Here is a 16,790-nt window from a genome sequence, read left to right as displayed (position 1 = left end):
GCGTGACCTTTAAGCAACGCAATGTGGCGAAAATGCAACGATGAGCGGAAGCTGTCAAGCAGTCGGGAACAAACTAACCATCAAGCGCCACGAGAGCTGCGATAGACCGAGACGCCCAGTTCCCGGATCTTCTTTCGAAGCGTGTTGCGGTTGAGGCCGAGGAGATCGGCCGCCTTGATCTGGTTGCCGCGGGTGGCCGTCAGCGCCGCCAGGATGAGCGGATATTCCAGCTCCGTCAGGACACGATCGTAGAGACCCGGCGGCGGCAGATTTTCGCCGAAGCTCGCGAAATAGCTGCGCATGTTTTCTTCCACGGCCTGCGCGATGGTGAGCGAACCGCTGCGGGTGCCCATCTTGTCGATCGGGCTGTCGGGAACATCCGAGCGCAGCTCCGATTCGATGATCTCGCGGCTGATGACCTCCTGCGGATAAAGCGCCATCAGGCGGCGAACGAGGTTTTCCAGCTCGCGCACGTTGCCCGGCCAGGCATAGGCCTTCATCAGATCCAGCGCTTCGCTGTCGAAACGCTTGGCATCCAGCCCTTCCTTCTCGGCCATCTGCATGAAGTGTCGAACGAGGTCCGGAATGTCCTCGGCACGGTCACGCAAGGGCGGCAGGCGCAGCGGCACGACGTTGAGGCGGTAATAGAGGTCCTCGCGGAAGAGGCCCTGGTTGATCAGGTGCTTCAAATCCTTGTTGGTTGCCGCGACAATGCGGACATCGGTGCGGATGGGCGTCCGGCCGCCGACGGTCGTGTATTCGCCCTGCTGCAGGACGCGCAGGAGACGGGTCTGGGCGTCCATCGGCATGTCGCCGATTTCGTCGAGGAAAAGGGTTCCGCCCTCGGCCTGCTCGAAGCGGCCGGTGGAGCGGTTCTGGGCGCCGGTAAACGCGCCCTTCTCATGGCCGAAAAGTTCCGATTCGATCAGGTCGCGCGGGATGGCGGCCATGTTGATCGCCACGAACGGACCGTTGCGGCGCTTGCCATAGTCATGGAGCGCGCGGGCGACGAGTTCCTTGCCGGTGCCGGACTCACCGGTGATCATCAGCGTCAGGTCGGTCTGCATCAGACGGGCGAGGACACGGTAGATTTCCTGCATGGCGGCAGAACGGCCGACGAGCGGCATGCCGTCCTGCATGTCGTCGTCGAGGCGAGCGGGCTTGCGCTTCGGCTCGGCGAGCGCCCGGCCGATGATGGCGATCAGCTCGGTCAGGTCGAACGGTTTCGGCAGGTAGTCGTAGGCACCCTTTTCCGAGGCCTTGATGGCCGTCATGAAGGTATTCTGGGCGCTCATGACGAGCACCGGGAGCTCGGGCCGCGCCTTCTTGATGCGCGGCAGAAGGTCGAAGGCGTTCTCGTCCGGCATGATCACGTCGGTGACGACGAGATCCCCCTCGCCGGCCGAAATCCAGCGCCACAGGGTGGCGGCATTGGAGGTGATGCGTACTTCGTAGCCTGCCCTGGTCAAGGCCTGGTTCAGAACCGTGCGGATGGCCGCGTCGTCGTCGGCGACAAGGATCGTGGCAGTCATTTTACGTTTCCTGTGGAGTTCAAGGCGCGGCCGTCCATGGCCTCTTCCTTGTGCATGGGCATCAGAACACGGAATATCGTCCGGCGCGCCTGGCTGTCGCATTCGACGATGCCGCCATGGCCGCCGATGATCTTGGCGACCAGGGCCAAGCCCAGGCCGGAGCCGTTCGTCTTCGTGGTGATGAAGGGATCGAAAAGATGCGGCACGAGATCGGTCGGAACGCCCGGTCCGTTGTCGATGACGCAGAATTCGAGCGGCAGGGAGATCTTGTCCCGGGTGCCAGCGACCGAAAGCTTGATACCGGGGCGATAGGCGGTGGTCAGCATGATTTCGCCGTCCGGCTGATCGCCGACGGCTTCGGCCGCATTCTTGATGAGGTTGAGGAAGACCTGCACCAGCTGGTCGCGGTTGGCAAAGACCGGCGGCAGCGACGGGTCGTACATTTCGGAGATCTTGATCTTGCGGGCAAAGCCGGCCTTGGCGACCGCCTTCACGTGATCGAGCACCGAATGGATGTTGAGGGCTATGCGATCGACCGGCCGTTCGTCGGAGAAGACTTCCATGCGATCGACCAGCGAGACGATCCGGTCGGTCTCGTCGCAGATCAGCTGGGTCAGCGCCCGGTCGTCGTCGGGAACGACGCTTTCCAGAAGCTGGGCGGCGCCGCGGATGCCCGAGAGCGGGTTCTTGATCTCGTGGGCGAGCATGGAGGCCAGACCCGTCACCGAACGCGCGGCGGCGCGATGGGTGAGCTGGCGGTCGATCTTGTCCGCCATGGACCGCTCCTGGAAGACGACGACCACCGAGCCTGGTTCGCTGACCACGGGCGCGACATAGAGATCGACCAGCTTGTCCTGGCCGAGACGCGGCGAAGACAGGTCGACACGGTATTCGTTGACGGGCGCTTTACGCTCGCGCACCTGGTCGATCAGGGCGAGAAGCGGGCTGCCGAACGGGATGAAGGTGGAGATCTTGTTCTTGGCGAGATGAGGGGCGCTGGCGCCGAAGAAAGCCTCCGCCTCCCAGTTCGCGAACGCGACCTTGCCTGCCGCATCGACCAATATCACCGGGTTCTGCACCGAGTTGAGGACAGCCATGGCGAGCGCGTTGCCAATCGTGGCATCCTGCGCCGGGGACTTGCTCATGCGGCCTCCTTCTGAGCGTCGACGGGTTGGCCGCTGAGCGCTGCAATCATCCGGCGCGAGACATCGGCCGGGTCTTTCGAAATCATGATGGCGGCCTTTTCTGTGGCGGGCAGGTCGCCCGCGAAGCGGTCGAGATACCAGCCGAGCTGTTTTCGCGCGTGGCGGAGGCCGGCCTCGCGGCCGTAGAGTTCCAGCATCGCCTCGTAATGTTCGATGACCAGGTCGGCGATTTCGGCCTGCGACGGCGCGGCGTGGCCGGCGAGCCAGCCGACATGCCAGGGCCGTCCCTGGGCGCCGCGGCCGACCATGACCGCATCGGCACCGGAGCGCGCCAGGATAGCTTGAGCGTCCTCGGGCGATTCGACGTCGCCATTGGCGATCAGCGGGATGAAGATCGCGTCGCGCACCTGGCGGATCGCATCCCAATCCGCCCTGCCCTCATAGAACTGCATGCGGGTGCGGCCGTGGATGGTCACCAGCTGGATGCCCGCCTGTTCCGCACGGCGGGCGATCTCGGGCGCATTGATGGAATTTTCGTCCCAGCCGAGCCGCATCTTCAGCGTCACCGGCACGCTGACGGCGTTGACGGTCGCCTCGATCATGGACAGGGCGTGATCGGGATCGCGCATCAGCGCTGAGCCCGAATAACCGCCCGTCACCTTCTTGGCCGGACACCCCATGTTGATGTCGATGATATCGGCGCCGTTGTCGGCAGCGATTTTCGCGGCTTCCGCCATCGGCTGCGCCTCACGGCCGGCAAGCTGCACCATGTGCGGCGAGATGCCGGCGCCCTTGAGCCGCGCCCATGATTCGCCGCGGTTGAGAATGAGTTCACCGCTGGCGACCATTTCCGTCACGACGAGCCCGGCGCCATAGCGCCAGGCAAGCCGCCTGAACGGCAGATCGGTGACGCCGGACATCGGCGCCAGGACGACGCGATTGCGAATGGCGACAGGCCCGATCTGAAAAGGCTTGGCAAGATCTTGGAAACTCAAATGATGATCTTTCGGGCACATGAGATAGTTGCACTATTTTTATTCATGTCTCGGACGTTTGCCAAGAGCAATTCCGGAACTGCGTTATTTTTGAGCGCCATGCTGGAATTCAGGCTTTTGGTCCTATAGTTCTGCGCCTGTCAATCCAAAACGAATTACGGGTCGGGGACGACAAAGCCATGACAATCGGTCCCAAGACAATCGGTATCGTCATCGTCGCCGCGGGCCGCGGGGAACGGGCCGGTTCCCCTGAGGACGGCCCCAAACAGTACCGGCGGATCGGAAGCAAGCCGGTCATCGCCCATACGCTGGAGCGGTTTCTGACCTGGCCCCGCAGCGGCCCGATCGTCGTGGTCATCCACCCTGACGACGAGGCGTTGTTCGCGGCGGCAACCGTCGGCGTCAAGGGAGCGGCCGGGCTGATCACCACGTTCGGCGGGGAAACACGGCAACGCTCGGTCTATGAAGGCCTGCGCGCCCTGTCCGGCACAGAGGCGACCCACGTGATGATCCACGACGCGGCGCGGCCCTTTATCGACCACGGCGTGCTTGAGCGGGTGGCGCAGGCGCTCGACGAGGGGCAGGACGGCGTGCTGCCGGCCGTTTCGGTCAGCGACACGCTGAAGCGCGGCGGTCCAGACGGACTGGTGCACGAAACCGTACCCCGCGCCGGGCTTTATGCCGCGCAGACGCCGCAGAGCTTTGTTCTCTCCGAAATCCGCACCGCCCATGAAAAGGCGGCGGCGCTGCGCCGCGAGGATTTCACCGATGACGCCTCGATCGCCGAATGGGCCGGCCTGCCGGTGACGCTGGTGGAAGGATCGATCGACAATATCAAACTCACCGTGAAGCGGGATATCGCCATGGCCGACGAAAAGCTCTCGCAGACCGGGTCTTCGACCACCCTCCCCGATGTCCGCACCGGCAATGGTTATGACGTGCATCAGCTGGAGCCCGGCGACGGGGTGACGCTCTGCGGCGTGTTCATTCCACACGACCAGAAGCTCAGCGGCCATTCGGATGCGGATGTCGCGCTGCATGCCCTGACAGATGCGCTGCTGGCCACCTGCGGCGCCGGCGATATCGGCGACCATTTTCCGCCGTCCGACATGCAGTGGCGCGGTGCGCCGTCAAAGATCTTCCTCGACCATGCGGCAAAGATCGTCCGCGAACGCGGCGGCACGATCATGAACGCCGATATTTCGCTGATCGCCGAAGCGCCGAAGATCGCCCCGCACCGCCAGGCGATGCGCGAAACCCTCTCCGAGATTCTCGGCATTTCGATCGACCGCTGCTCGGTCAAGGCGACCACCAACGAGAAGATCGGCTTCATCGGCCGCCGCGAGGGCATCGCCGCGATCGCCACGGCGACCGTCGTTTACCGCGGAGACGCCGCGTGAGCCTGTTTCCCGCCGATATCGAGGACCAGGCCCGACAGATCGTTGCCGATTTCGCGGCGCGCGGAAAAATGGTCGCGACCGCCGAATCCTGCACAGGCGGGCTGATCGCCGGGGCGCTGACGGAGATTTCCGGATCGTCCGCCGTCGTCGATCGCGGTTTCGTCACCTATACGAACCAGGCGAAGGTGGACATGCTCGGGGTGGCGGAGACCACGCTCGCGACGCATGGCGCGGTGTCGAAGGAAACGGCGCTGCAGATGGTGCATGGGGCGCTCTATCGCTCGCAGGCGAGCGTGGCGGTTGCAGTCACGGGCATTGCCGGTCCGGGCGGCGGATCGGCGGAAAAGCCGGTCGGTCTCGTACATCTAGCTGCGAAAAGCCGTTCGGGGAAAATCCTGCACCGGGAAATGCGGTACGGCGATATCGGCCGCACGGAGGTCAGGCTTGCGACGGTGCGTACCGCGCTCGCGATGCTGGCCGAGGTGGCTGCTCAGGCGTAGATCTTGTCGGCCCGGGTCTCGAAGGCTTCGGCGAACATGCGGAAGGCGCGGTCGAACATCGAGCCCATCAGGGCGCCGAGGATCATGCTCTTGAACTCGTAATCGATGTAGAAATGGACGATGCACCCCTCCGGGCCGGCATTCGGGGAACCGCCCGCTACCGGCTCGAAGCTCCAGCGGTTGTCGAGATATTTGAACGGCCCCTCGATATATTTCACGTCGATGATCCGCTCGGCCGGGTTGAGCAGCACCTGGGTGGTGAAGGTTTCTCGGATCGCCTTGTAGCCGACCGTCATGTCGGCCACGAGAAGCGTCTTGCCGTCGCGCTCCTTGGAGGAACGTACGGTCAGCGCTTCGCAGAGCGGCAGGAATTGCGGATATTTTTCGACATCGGCAACGAGCGCGTACATCTTTTCAGCGCTGTGCTTGACGGGACGGCGGATTTCAAACTTTGGCATGTTCCCGAGTTAAGCGTCCGGTCCGATAAGATCAAGAAGCTCGCGCATCTCGGATCTCGATTTCAACATCAGAACCGGCTTTCCGGCCGCGTGCGATGCCAACCCCGCAAGCACGCGCGGACCATAGACCTTCTCCCAGGTCCATACGAATCGGAAGAACTGCCACTCCATCTTTTCCGGGCAACCCGGCGCCATTTCCGGACGGGTGCGGCCCCTGTTCATGATCCAGCGGCTTAAAATTCCCCAGATGCACAGCCAGCGCGGCATGCGCACCCAGATGACAAGGTCACTGCGCGGCACGCGAATGTCGAAGGTGGAGGTATTGGTGCCGTCCATGATCCAGCGTTCGCCGGCGACCAACTCTGCGATGAGGCGGTGCTGTTCGGGCTTGTCCCGCTGCACCCAGCCCGGCAGCCAGAGCACGTCCCGATCGATCGAGATGTAGGCCAGCCCGTAGCGGCGGGCGATCTTCTGCGACAGCGTCGACTTACCGCCGCCGGAACAGCCGATGACCAGAATTCGATCGGCCTCGGGGATCTTGTCTGCCGCCTCGGCAATTCCCACGTAACGGATCGCATTCACGCCGGATTCCATATCCATCATGCTCTCCCGTGAATCAGGCTTTCAGTATCGTGACTGGCGGTAACTTCCGATGACGACAGGAGGATTTCAATGTCAAACAGACGGCGCTATAGAGATCGCCGAATGCGATTGTGACAGAGTTTTGACACGGAAGTCTGAGGGACCGGTTCAACCACCGGTCATTTGTTGATGTCAGATGGCATTCAGATTAATAAGATTTAATGTAGCATCCATCCGGTTGTAGTGATCCAGAGTCGCAAGCTTGCGTACATTTGGTATAATCAACCGACAGCAGACCGGGCGCAGCCGAAAGAGGCATCCATGGACGATTTCTCGCAGATGATAAAGCTGCTCGAATCCGCAAAGCAGCTTGCAGACATGAACCAGCTCCCCATGCTCGTCTATCTCATTGAAATGGCTAAGGCCGAAGCGCGCGGCCACAGGTTCACGCTGCGCGAACGAAGACGCGGCCAGGACAAAAGCGAAAAGATCCAGGCAGCCGAATAAGAGCCCGGAACCGGCTGCCGCCCTACTCGGCGGCGGCCAGGACTTTCCTCTCGCGCGCAGCCTTGAGGCGAGCGAAATCGTCGCCGGCGTGATGCGAAGACCGGGTCAGCGGGCTGGACGACACCATCAGGAAACCCTTGGAATAGGCCACGGTCTCGTAGGACTTGAACTCCTCCGGCGTGACGAAGCTTTCTACCTTGTGGTGCTTTCGGGTCGGCTGCAGATACTGGCCGATCGTCAGGAAATCGACGTCGGCGGTGCGCAGATCATCCATCAGCTGCAGCACTTCGTTGCGCTCCTCGCCAAGCCCAACCATGATGCCGGACTTGGTGAACATGGTCGGATCCAACTCCTTCACTCGCTGCAGCAGCCGGACGGAGTGGAAATAGCGGGCGCCGGGGCGCACCGTCAGATAATTGCCCGGCACGGTTTCCATGTTGTGGTTGAACACATCCGGCTTGGCGGCGACGACGCGCTCCAGCGCACCGGGCTTTTTCAGGAAGTCGGGCGTCAGGATCTCGATCGTCGTTGCCGGCGACGCGGCACGGATCGCCCAGATCACCTTCTCGAAATGCTCGGCACCGCCGTCGGCCAGGTCATCGCGGTCGACGGAGGTGATGACCACGTGAGAGAGGCCCATCTGTTTGACGGCCTTGGCGACGTTTTCGGGCTCTTCCATATCGAGCGCGTTCGGCTTGCCGGTCGCCACGTTGCAGAAGGCGCAGGCGCGGGTGCAGATCTCGCCCATGATCATGAAGGTGGCGTGCTTCTTGTCCCAGCACTCGCCGATATTGGGGCAGCCCGCTTCCTCGCAGACCGTCACCAGCTTGTTTTCCTTCACGATCGCGCGGGTTTCCTGATAACCCTTGGAAACCGGGGCGCGAACGCGGATCCATTCCGGCTTGCGCATGATCTCGGTATCGGGACGATGCGCCTTTTCCGGATGACGGACGCGCTTTTCATCGCCGGATGCGATCGTGTCGAGAATGGTGACCATAGATACCTGCTTTCAACCGCTTAAAGCGCGGCTACCGTCAGCGCCTGACGAGTTTGGCGATAAATAGCAAAATGCAGGAGCCGATGAAACCCGCAACCAGGTAACCCAGCCATCCGTCTGCAACATGGATGTTGAACCTGTTGAAGATGCCGTTGGCGAGCACCGCGCCGACAATGCCGATGACGATGTTCATGAAAATGCCGAAGCGGACATCCATCAGCTTGCCGGCGAGCCAACCCGCCAGGCCGCCGATGATGATCGCCGCAATCCAACCTACACCCATGAGAACCCCCGTTTCGAAAACTCAAATATGGTAATGGCCTGATCCAGAATCCAGATATGCCGCCTACCCCCTCACTTGCAATTTCTGAAACTTAGCTACGCTAAGATTTCGAAATTGCTTTCTCTCCCGCAAGGGGAGAGATAACCGTGCCGCAAACTCGGCGCCCCGACCTCTCCCCTTGCGGGAGAGGTTACAAAATCAAGATCTTAGCGAAGCTAAGTCTTAGATTTTGTTGGTGAGGGGATATCCAAACCTCTAACGTCAATCAGGCATTCAGCGCCCGGCCATAGGCGTCGAGAACGCTTTCCTTCATCGTTTCGGAAATGGTCGGATGCGGGAAGATCGTGTGCATCAGTTCCTCTTCCGTCGTCTCCAGGTTCATGGCGACGACGAAGCCCTGGATCAGTTCGGTGACTTCTGCGCCGACCATGTGGGCGCCGATGAGTTCGCCGGTCTTCTTGTCGAAGATGGTCTTGACGAGGCCCTGGTCCTCGCCGAGCGCGATCGCCTTGCCGTTGGCGACGAACGGGAAGCGGCCGACGCGGATGTCGCGGCCCTGCTCTTTCGCCTTGGCTTCAGTGAGGCCGACCGAGGCGACCTGCGGATGGCAATAGGTGCAGCCCGGGATTTTCAGCCTGTCCATCGGGTGAACGTTGGGAAGGCCAGCGATCTTCTCGACGCAGATGACCGCTTCGTGTTCGGCCTTGTGGGCGAGCAGCGGCGGGCCGGCGACGTCGCCGATCGCATAGAGGCCGGGCACGTTGGTCTTGCCGTAACCGTCGATGACGATGAAGCCGCGGTCGGTCTTCACACCCAGGGTCTCAAGGCCGATGCCTTCGATATTGGCCTGGACACCGACAGCGGAGATCATCCGGTCAGCGGTGATCGCCTGGGTCTTGCCGTCCTTCAGTTCGATCGTCGCAGTGACCGAATTGGCGCCCTTCTCGACCTTGGCGACCTTGGCTTCGAGCAGGATCTTCATACCCTGACGCTCGAACTGCTTCTTGGCGAGCGCAGAGATCTCCGCGTCCTCGACCGGCATGACCTGGCTCATGATTTCGACGACGGTGACCTCGACGCCCATGGTGCGGTAGAAGCTCGCAAATTCGATGCCGATGGCGCCCGAGCCCATGACCAGCAGCGACTTCGGCATCTCTTCCGGCTTCATCGCTTCGAAATAGGTCCAGATCAGCTTGCCATCCGGCTCGATGCCCGGCAACGCGCGCGGACGGGCGCCTGTCGCAATGATGATGTGCTTGGCGGTGTATGTTCCCTCGCCCAGCGTATTCTTCGGGATCGGGCCGATCGGTTCGACCGGCTTCTTGGTGGTCTTCGAAACGACGACCTCACCGGGCTTCGAAAGCTTTGCCTCGCCCCAGATGACATCGACCTTGTTCTTCTTGAAGAGGAAGCCCACACCGTTGTTCATGCGGTGGGCGATGCCGCGCGAGCGGTCGACGATCGCCTTGACGTCCGGCTTGATCGTGCCTTCCAGCGTCAGGCCGTAGTCCTTCGCATGGCTCGCGGTGTGCATGACGTCGGCCGAGCGCAACAGCGCCTTGGTCGGAATGCAGCCCCAGTTGGAGCAGATGCCGGCGAGGTGCTCGCGCTCGACGACGGCGACCTTCAGCCCGAGCTGGGATGCCCGGATGGCGGCGATATAACCGCCGGGACCGGAACCGATAACGATGACGTCGTAGGATTGAGCCATTGCTTTCCTGCCTTCTCATTGGGGGGCCAGCTCCAAGCGGCCCGCCTCGGGAAATCTTGTTCTACAGCCCCAGCATCATCCGGACGACGGGCTCGAGGCCGCGTCCGATGGCTCGGGTATTTTCTGCATCGAGATGCACGCCGTCGATCGGCGTCGTTCTGGCGACCGAACCCGCATCGAAGAAGCCGCAGCCGAGGTCGTCGGCGAGGTCGCGGTAAAGCGAGGCAAGCATCGAAGACTGCTCGACGCCGCCCTTGAAGATCGCCGAAAAAATCGGATCGGCGGTGTCGCAGAGCGGCGGCGGCGAAACGATCAGGATATCCGGCGCATCGTAGTCGAACGAATATTCGTGGTGGCGGATCAGCCCCACGAGACGCTGAACGCCGGCACGCGCCGCATGGGCGGTGCCGGCGATTATCGGCTTCATGTCGTTGGTTCCGAGCATGATGATCACCAGATCGAGCGGCATGTGAGTATGCAGCACGGTCGGGAGGTTCTTGACGCCGTTGCGGTCGCAGTCGGCAAGATGATCGTCATAACCCGTCGTGCGGCCGTTCAGGCCCTCGGCGATGACCGTCACGCCGGGACCGAGCGCAGCAGCGAGGACGCTCGACCACCGGTCCTCGAACGCATGCCGGCCGGGTCCTTCCGGGTCGAAACCCCAGGTGAGCGAGTCGCCGAAGCACAGAACCGTTTTCATGGATATGTCTCCGCTTCCCCTCCCTTGCGGATACCTCTCCGCAAGGGCGAGAGAAAACTGTTACACCAGCATCGCCATCGGGTTTTCGATGTAGCGCTTGAAGGCGGACGCGAGTTCCGCACCGAGCGCGCCGTCGATGACGCGGTGGTCGAAGGCGAAGGTTGCCGTCATCACCGTGCCGACCTTGATCTCACCGTTCTTGACGATCGGCTTCTCGACGCCTGCGCCGATCGAGACGATCGAAGCCTGCGGCAGGTTGACGATCGAGGTGAAGTTGGAGACGCCGAACATGCCGAGGTTGGACACGGATGTCGTGCCGCCCTGGTATTCCTCCGGCTTCAGCTTCTTGTCGCGGGCGCGCCTGGCGAGATCCTTCACCTCGTTGGAGATGGCGGAGAGCGTCTTCGTTTCGGCCTTGCGGACGATCGGGGTGATCAGCCCGTCGGGGATGGACACGGCCACGCCGACGTCTGCATGCTTGTGCAGCACGCGGGCCGTCGAGGTCCAGGAAGCATTCGCCATCGGGACATCGCGCAGCGCGAGCGCCATCGCCTTGATGATGAAGTCATTGACCGACAGCTTGAAGGCCGGAACCTCGCCCTTGTCGGTCTTCTTCATCGGCGAAGACTTGTTGATCTCGGCGCGCAGCTTCATCAGCGCGTCGAGCTCGCAATCCATCGAGACGAAGTAGGACGGAACCGTCTGGCTCGACTCGGTGAGGCGCGAGGCGATCGTCTTGCGCATGCCATCATGCGGCAGAAGCTCGTACGAACCCTCGGGGAAAAGCTTGAGGACGGTATCGTCTGCCGGCCCCTTGGCGATCGCCGGTGCGGCAGCAGCCTGTGCAGCGGCGGCCGGTGCAGGCTTGGCACCACCGGAAGCGACAGCTTTTTCGATATCGGCCTTGACGACGCGTCCATGCGGGCCGGAACCCGACACGGTGGAAAGATCGAGGCCGGCTTCTTTGGCGAGGCGACGAGCGAGCGGCGAAGAAAAGGGCCTTGCACCACCCGAAGATGCCGGAGCCGGCGCTGCGGCTGCAGGAGCCGGTTCGGACGCCTTTTGAGCCGGAGCGGCTTCCGCCTTCGGGGCGGGAGCAGCCTCGGCCTTCGGAGCCGGAGAAGCACCACCGCCCGAAGAGGCGGCAGCCGAGACATCCTCGCCGTCAGCGGCAAGAATGGCGATCAGCGCGTTGACCTTGACGCCTTCGGTACCGGCCGCAACGACGAGCTTGGCAACGGTGCCCTCATCGACGGATTCGACTTCCATGGTCGCCTTGTCGGTCTCGATCTCGGCGAGCACGTCGCCGGACTTGACCTTGTCGCCTTCCTTGACGAGCCACTTGGAAAGATTGCCCTCTTCCATGGTCGGGGACAGGGCAGGCATGGTGATGTTGATCGGCATCGAAACATCCTCCCCTTATTTGTAGCAGACGGTTTTCACCGCCTGGACGACTTCGCCGACATTCGGCAGCGCCAGCTTTTCGAGATTGGCCGCATAAGGCATCGGAACGTCCTTGCCGGCGATCGTCAGGATCGGCGCATCGAGATAGTCGAAAGCCTGCTGCATGACGCGGGTGGCGATTTCCGTGCCGATCGAGTTCTGCGGATAACCTTCCTCGACGGTGACGAGGCGGCCGGTCTTCTTGACCGACTCGATGACGGTCGGCAGGTCCATCGGGCGCAGCGTGCGAAGATCGATCAACTCGACGTCGATGCCTTCCTTTTCCAGTTCGGCGACCGCCTTCACGGCATAGGTCATGCCGATGCCGAAGGAAACGATGGTGACGTCGTTACCCTTGCGGTGGATGCGCGCCTTGCCGATCGGCAGGACGAAATCGTCGAGCTTCGGCACTTCGAACTGGTGACCGTAGAGGATTTCGTTTTCCAGGAAGACGACCGGGTTCGGATCGCGGATGGCGGCCTTCAGCAGGCCCTTGGCGTCGGCAGCCGTGTAGGGCATGACGACCTTGAGGCCCGGGATCTGGCTGTACCAGGTGGCATAGTCCTGGCTGTGCTGCGCGCCGACGCGGGCGGCGGCACCGTTCGGGCCACGGAACACGATCGGCGCACCCATCTGGCCGCCGGACATGTAGAGCGTCTTGGCGGCCGAATTGATGATCTGGTCGATCGCCTGCATGGCGAAGTTGAAGGTCATGAATTCGACGATCGGCTTCAGGCCCGCCATGGCGGCGCCGACGCCGACGCCGGCAAAGCCGTGTTCGGTGATCGGGGTATCGACCACGCGGCGGGGTCCGAATTCCTGCAGCAACCCTTGCGTGATCTTGTAGGCGCCCTGGTATTCGGCGACTTCCTCACCCATGACGAAGACGTTCTCGTCGCGGCGCATTTCTTCGGCCATCGCGTCGCGAAGCGCTTCGCGAACGGTGGTCATGACCATTTCGGTGCCGGCCGGGATATCCGGATCGGCGGCAGCCTCGGCCCTGGGCTGGGCCGGGACCTTGGCCGCGGCAGGCGTCTCTTCACTTGCTTCGCGGGCCTTGCCGCCTGCGGCGTCGGACGTTGCAGCCGGTGTGTCCGCGTCAGCCTTGGCAGGTGCCGCCGGCTTTTCCGCGCTCATCGCATCGGCGCTCTCGCCATCTTGCAGGAGCACCGCAATCTTGGTGTTGACCTTGACGTTTTCGGTGCCGGCAGCGATCAGCAGCTTGCCGATCACGCCTTCATCGACGGCTTCCACTTCCATGGTCGCCTTGTCGGTCTCGATTTCAGCGATGACATCGCCGGACGTGACCTTGTCGCCTTCTTGCTTCAGCCATTTGGAAAGCGTGCCTTCCTCCATGGTCGGAGAAAGCGCGGGCATCAGGATATCGATTGGCATTGGGTTCCCTCCCCGCGATCAGAGCAGAATGTCAGTGTAGAGCTCGGACGGATCCGGCTCCGGATCGGCCTGGGCGAAATCGGCGCTATCCGAAACGACGTCGCGGATATCCTTGTCGATCGCCTTCAGCTCGTCCTCGGTGGCCCAGCCCTTTTCGATGAGGCGCAGGCGCACCTGCTCGATCGGGTCGTGCTCGGAGCGCATCTTCTGCACTTCGTCCTTGGAGCGATATTTCGCCGGGTCGGACATGGAGTGGCCGCGATAACGGTAGGTGAGCATTTCGAGAATGATCGGGCCCTTGCCGGAGCGGCAGTGCTCGAGCGCCTCGTCGCCGGCGGCCTTCACGGCACGAACGTCCATGCCGTCGACCTGGATGCCAGGGATGCCGAAGCCGGAACCACGCAGCGAGTAGTTCGACTGCGCCGTCGCACGAGCCGTCGAGGTGCCCATCGCATAACGGTTGTTCTCGACGATATAGACGATCGGCAGCTTCCAGAGGGCCGCCATGTTGAAGCTCTCGTAGACCTGGCCCTGGTTGGCCGCGCCATCGCCGAAATAGGCGACCGAGACGCTGTCATTACCACGATACCTGTTGGCGAAGGCGAGACCGGTTCCGAGCGAAACTTGGGCGCCGACGATGCCGTGGCCGCCGTAGAAATGCTTCTCCTTGGAGAACATGTGCATCGAGCCGCCCTTCCCTCGGGAATAGCCGCCCTTGCGTCCGGTGAGCTCGGCCATGACGCCACGCGCGCTCATGCCGGTTGCCAGCATATGCCCATGGTCGCGATAGGCGGTGATAACCTGGTCACCCTCCTGTTGCGCCATCTGCATGCCGACGACGACAGCTTCCTGGCCGATATAGAGGTGACAGAAACCACCGATGAAGCCCATGCCGTAGAGCTGGCCGGCCTTTTCCTCGAAACGACGGATCATCAGCATTTCACGATAGGCGTGAAGATCCTGATCCTTGCCGAAATCCGGGGTGTTCTTGCCCGTAAACTCCTTGGCGGAGGCTTTCGAGGCCGATTTGATTGCAGACTTTGCCGCTGGTTTGCGGCCGGATACAGACGCGGTCTTGGTCGGCGCCATTCATCCCTCCCTTTGAGTTCTGCGTTGAGAGCGAGATTACGCCCTGACGTGTATCGCCAGATTCCCACTCTGGTGTCGGGGCGTACCATAGGCAAGAAAAGCTGCCCCAGCAATGCCATAAATGCATGGCTCACATTCCGCGCAACCTATTGAATAGGTTACAGAAATGTAAAATTAACCGAAATCGGGTTAATTTAGAAGTAGTTGTTGAAGATGACGATTTCGTCGCCGCGGGAAATATTCAGCTGATAGCGGGCGATCTCGTCCAGCATGTCCTTGTCGAGCGAACCGTCGCTCATCAGTTGAACCTGCCGCTCCAGCGTTTCGCGCCGGGCGGTCAGCTTGGCGAGTTCGCCCGCGCGGGCCTGCCGCTGACGTTCGAATTCCTCCGTGGCGATCAGACCGAGGTCGCCATGGATGGAATGATAACCGAAGTAGGACAGAAACGCGACTGTGATGGCGGGAAGGACAAAACGGCCGAATTTTCTTTTCTTATGATGCTTTGTCCACATGCCGCTCTAACGCCTTGTCACGCTTACGGGATCTCAAATCAGATCCGAAACAGAGCTTCAAATTCGCAGAACTTGCTTAAGCAATCGTTGACCAGAATCATGACGCGAAAAAGCCCGCGCTTTTGGCGCGGGCTTTCATGGCAAATATCGGATCGAAAAGCCTTAGGCTTTCAGGATGCCGCGGCCGGCATAAACGGCCTGCGGGCCCAGCATTTCCTCGATGCGGATGAGCTGGTTGTATTTGGCCAGCCGATCGGAACGCGACAGCGAGCCGGTCTTGATCTGTCCGCAATTGGTGGCGACGGCAAGATCGGCGATGGTCGAATCTTCCGTTTCGCCCGAACGGTGCGACATGACGGCGGTATAGCTCGCCTTGTGTGCCGTCTCGACCGCATCGAGCGTTTCCGACAGCGAGCCGATCTGGTTGACCTTGACGAGGATGGAGTTGGCGACACCCATCTTGATGCCGTCGCGCAGGCGCGCCGAGTTGGTGACGAACAGGTCGTCGCCGACGAGCTGGCACTTGGCGCCGATCTTGTCGGTCAGGTACTTCCAGCCGGCCCAATCGTCTTCGGCCATGCCGTCTTCGATTGAAATGATCGGGTACTTGGCTGCAAGCTCGGCCAGGTAATCGGCCATGGCTTCCGGCTCGAGCGTGCGGCCCTCACCTTCCATTTCGTACTTGCCGTTCTTGAAGAATTCGGTCGAGGCGCAATCGAGCGCCAGGCAAACGTCGTCGCCAGGCGTGTAACCGGCCTTCTCGACCGATTTCATGATGAAGTCGAGGGCCTCCGACGCGCTCTTCAGGCCCGGTGCGAAACCGCCTTCGTCGCCGACATTGGTATTGTGACCCTGGGCCGCCAGTTCCTTCTTGAGGACGTGGAAGATCTCCGAGCCCATGCGCACGGCGTCCTTCAGCGTATCGGCGCCGACCGGCATGACCATGAATTCCTGGAAGTCGATCGGGTTGTCGGCATGCGCGCCGCCGTTGATGATGTTCATCATCGGCACCGGCAGGACATGGGCGTTGGGGCCGCCGACATAACGGTAGAGCGGCAGGCCCGACGTTTCGGCGGCAGCCTTGGCGACGGCGAGCGAGACGCCGAGGATGGCATTGGCGCCGAGGCGCGACTTGTTCGGCGTGCCGTCGAGCGCGATCATCGTCTTGTCGATATGGATCTGGCTTTCGGCATCGAAACCGCCGATCGCATCGAAGATCTCGGTGTTGACGGCTTCGACCGCCTTTTCGACGCCCTTGCCGTGATAGCGCTTGCCGCCGTCACGCAGTTCAACGGCTTCATGGGCGCCGGTGGAGGCGCCCGACGGAACGGCCGCGCGGCCCATCGAACCGTCTTCCAGATAGACATCGACCTCGACGGTCGGATTGCCGCGGCTGTCGAGAATTTCGCGGGCGATGATATCGGTGATGGCGGTCAAGGGTCTCTCCCTGGGTTTGGACTTGACGTCACGAGGTCACTGAAAATGTCTCATAATCAATGACACGAAAATTACAATCGAAGCAGTTTGCGCGCTTTTTGTGG

17 protein-coding genes are annotated in these 16,790 nt (G+C 61.8%); 3 read left to right on the top strand and 14 right to left on the bottom strand.

All coding sequences use genetic code 11. The features are described 5' to 3' along the window. Positions 1-80: 80 nt before the first annotated feature. The 3 genes from ntrC to dusB are packed head-to-tail and all read right to left on the bottom strand — an operon-like array spanning position 81 to position 3,693. Positions 81-1,532 carry a nitrogen regulation protein NR(I) gene (gene ntrC / locus C5J26_RS08055; protein WP_037087225.1) on the bottom strand — a complete coding sequence of 484 codons (1,452 nt, stop codon included), beginning with the start codon at positions 1,530-1,532 and terminating at the stop codon, positions 81-83. Continuing rightward, positions 1,529-2,677 carry a nitrogen regulation protein NR(II) gene (locus tag C5J26_RS08050; protein WP_105401267.1) on the bottom strand — a complete coding sequence of 383 codons (1,149 nt, stop codon included), beginning with the start codon at positions 2,675-2,677 and terminating at the stop codon, positions 1,529-1,531. Before C5J26_RS08050 ends, ntrC begins: the two co-directional genes overlap by 4 nt. Beyond that, the gene (gene dusB / locus C5J26_RS08045) at positions 2,674-3,693 is read right to left on the bottom strand and encodes a tRNA dihydrouridine synthase DusB (protein ID WP_105401266.1); all 1,020 of its coding nucleotides are present in this window, start codon (positions 3,691-3,693) and stop codon (positions 2,674-2,676) included. The genes C5J26_RS08050 and dusB overlap by 4 nt, the downstream gene beginning before the upstream one ends. 158 nt (positions 3,694-3,851) lie before the next feature. Between dusB and C5J26_RS08040 the strand changes: the two genes are divergently transcribed. Together C5J26_RS08040 and C5J26_RS08035 are read left to right on the top strand one after the other, a co-directional pair. Beyond that, a complete protein-coding gene (locus tag C5J26_RS08040; protein ID WP_105401265.1) occupies positions 3,852-5,072 on the top strand; it encodes a bifunctional 2-C-methyl-D-erythritol 4-phosphate cytidylyltransferase/2-C-methyl-D-erythritol 2,4-cyclodiphosphate synthase in 1,221 nt (406 codons plus the stop codon). Further along, complete coding sequence (locus C5J26_RS08035; RefSeq protein WP_105401264.1) at positions 5,069-5,572, top strand: CinA family protein; 504 nt, start codon at positions 5,069-5,071, stop codon at positions 5,570-5,572. Before C5J26_RS08040 ends, C5J26_RS08035 begins: the two co-directional genes overlap by 4 nt. Here C5J26_RS08035 and C5J26_RS08030 read toward each other — a convergent pair. Both C5J26_RS08030 and C5J26_RS08025 read right to left on the bottom strand, forming a co-directional pair. After that, positions 5,563-6,030 (bottom strand): type II toxin-antitoxin system RatA family toxin, encoded by a 468-nt coding sequence (locus C5J26_RS08030; protein WP_105401263.1) that lies wholly within the window; start codon positions 6,028-6,030, stop codon positions 5,563-5,565. The two genes, C5J26_RS08035 and C5J26_RS08030, sit on opposite strands and share 10 nt — an antisense overlap. Before the next feature lie 9 nt (positions 6,031-6,039). After that, positions 6,040-6,633, bottom strand: coding sequence for an AAA family ATPase (locus C5J26_RS08025; RefSeq protein WP_245441118.1), 594 nt, complete (start codon positions 6,631-6,633; stop codon positions 6,040-6,042). Positions 6,634-6,933: 300 nt separating this feature from the next. On the opposite strand from C5J26_RS08025, the gene C5J26_RS08020 reads away from it, so the two are divergent. Further along, a complete protein-coding gene (locus C5J26_RS08020; protein WP_037087239.1) occupies positions 6,934-7,119 on the top strand; it encodes a hypothetical protein in 186 nt (61 codons plus the stop codon). A 22-nt stretch (positions 7,120-7,141) separates the two neighbouring features. Here C5J26_RS08020 and lipA read toward each other — a convergent pair whose 3' ends face one another. The 9 genes from lipA to eno all read right to left on the bottom strand — a co-directional run bounded on the left by lipA (position 7,142) and on the right by eno (position 16,686). After that, a complete protein-coding gene (gene lipA / locus C5J26_RS08015) occupies positions 7,142-8,116 on the bottom strand; it encodes a lipoyl synthase (RefSeq protein WP_037087242.1) in 975 nt (324 codons plus the stop codon). A 37-nt stretch (positions 8,117-8,153) separates the two neighbouring features. Then, positions 8,154-8,399: a GlsB/YeaQ/YmgE family stress response membrane protein gene (locus C5J26_RS08010; protein WP_046630581.1), complete on the bottom strand. Its 246-nt coding sequence runs from the start codon at positions 8,397-8,399 to the stop codon at positions 8,154-8,156. A gap of 265 nt (positions 8,400-8,664) precedes the next feature. Next, positions 8,665-10,110, bottom strand: a complete 1,446-nt coding sequence (gene lpdA, locus C5J26_RS08005; RefSeq protein ID WP_105401261.1) for a dihydrolipoyl dehydrogenase — start codon at positions 10,108-10,110, stop codon at positions 8,665-8,667. Positions 10,111-10,171: 61 nt separating this feature from the next. After that, complete coding sequence (locus tag C5J26_RS08000) at positions 10,172-10,810, bottom strand: SGNH/GDSL hydrolase family protein (RefSeq protein WP_046637694.1); 639 nt, start codon at positions 10,808-10,810, stop codon at positions 10,172-10,174. Between the two features lie 60 nt (positions 10,811-10,870). Continuing rightward, positions 10,871-12,214, bottom strand: coding sequence for a pyruvate dehydrogenase complex dihydrolipoamide acetyltransferase (locus C5J26_RS07995; RefSeq protein ID WP_105401260.1), 1,344 nt, complete (start codon positions 12,212-12,214; stop codon positions 10,871-10,873). A gap of 15 nt (positions 12,215-12,229) precedes the next feature. Beyond that, on the bottom strand, positions 12,230-13,648 hold the full coding sequence (locus tag C5J26_RS07990; protein WP_105401259.1) for a pyruvate dehydrogenase complex E1 component subunit beta: 1,419 nt from the start codon (positions 13,646-13,648) through the stop codon (positions 12,230-12,232). 18 nt (positions 13,649-13,666) lie between these two features. Next, positions 13,667-14,737, bottom strand: coding sequence for a pyruvate dehydrogenase (acetyl-transferring) E1 component subunit alpha (gene pdhA / locus C5J26_RS07985; RefSeq protein WP_046669299.1), 1,071 nt, complete (start codon positions 14,735-14,737; stop codon positions 13,667-13,669). Between the two features lie 194 nt (positions 14,738-14,931). Continuing rightward, entirely contained in the window at positions 14,932-15,249 is a 318-nt protein-coding gene (locus C5J26_RS07980; RefSeq protein WP_046669298.1) for a septum formation initiator family protein, read from the bottom strand. Between the two features lie 162 nt (positions 15,250-15,411). Beyond that, a complete protein-coding gene (eno, locus tag C5J26_RS07975; RefSeq protein ID WP_046669297.1) occupies positions 15,412-16,686 on the bottom strand; it encodes a phosphopyruvate hydratase in 1,275 nt (424 codons plus the stop codon). Positions 16,687-16,790: the final 104 nt, after the last annotated feature.

The organism is Neorhizobium sp. T7_12, assembly GCF_002968535.1.
GTDB lineage: Bacteria > Pseudomonadota > Alphaproteobacteria > Rhizobiales > Rhizobiaceae > Neorhizobium > Neorhizobium tomejilense.
Note: the sequence above shows the minus strand (reverse complement) of the source record. Positions and strands in the feature narration are given on the sequence as shown.